At 66.7% G+C, this 601-nt stretch carries 1 protein-coding gene; it reads right to left on the bottom strand.

Features of this window, described 5'->3' with window-relative positions; translation table 11 throughout:
• Nucleotides 1–601: DNA gyrase C-terminal beta-propeller domain-containing protein (locus tag BGN95_RS10620; protein WP_286772588.1), on the bottom strand; the 601-nt coding region annotated here is incomplete at both ends.

Genomic DNA, 601 nt, shown 5'->3' with positions numbered 1-601 from the left:
TTCGAGGTCGACGTCGACCACCGCTTCGGCGTCTTCCTCGCTTTCCTCGATCCGTGCGGCGGAGACGACATGCTCGTCGTTCGCCACGTTGAACAGCCGGACGCCGGCCGAGCCGCGCCCGATGACTCGCAGGTCGGCGAGCGGGATGCGGATCATCTTGGCCTGATCGGTGACGAGCATCAGCTGCTGCGCCTTGGTCGCCGGGAAACTGCCGACGACCGGCCCGTTGCGCGCGATATTGTCGATATTGGTGATGCCCTGGCCGCCGCGCCCGGTGCGGCGATATTCATAGGCCGAGGAGAGCTTGCCATAGCCGTTGGCGCAGATCGTCAGGATGAACTGCTCCTTTTCCGACAGATGGGCGTAGCGCTCGTCGTCCATCACGCGCGGGGTGCGCTCGGGATCGTCGCCCTTCCACGGGGCGTGGCGCAGATAATCCTCGCGCTCGTCCGAATCGCGGATGCCGATCTTGTGGAGGATCGAGAGCGAGATCACCTCGTCGCCCTTCGCCAGCCGCATCCCGCGCACGCCGGTCGACGCGCGGCTCTGGAATTCGCGCACGTCGCTGCCCGGGAAGCGGATCGCCTTGCCCTGGCGGGTC

The organism is Sphingomonas sp. 66-10, assembly GCF_001897045.1.
Taxonomy (GTDB): domain Bacteria; phylum Pseudomonadota; class Alphaproteobacteria; order Sphingomonadales; family Sphingomonadaceae; genus Sphingomonas; species Sphingomonas lycopersici.
This window is presented reverse-complemented; position numbering and strand designations above follow the sequence as displayed.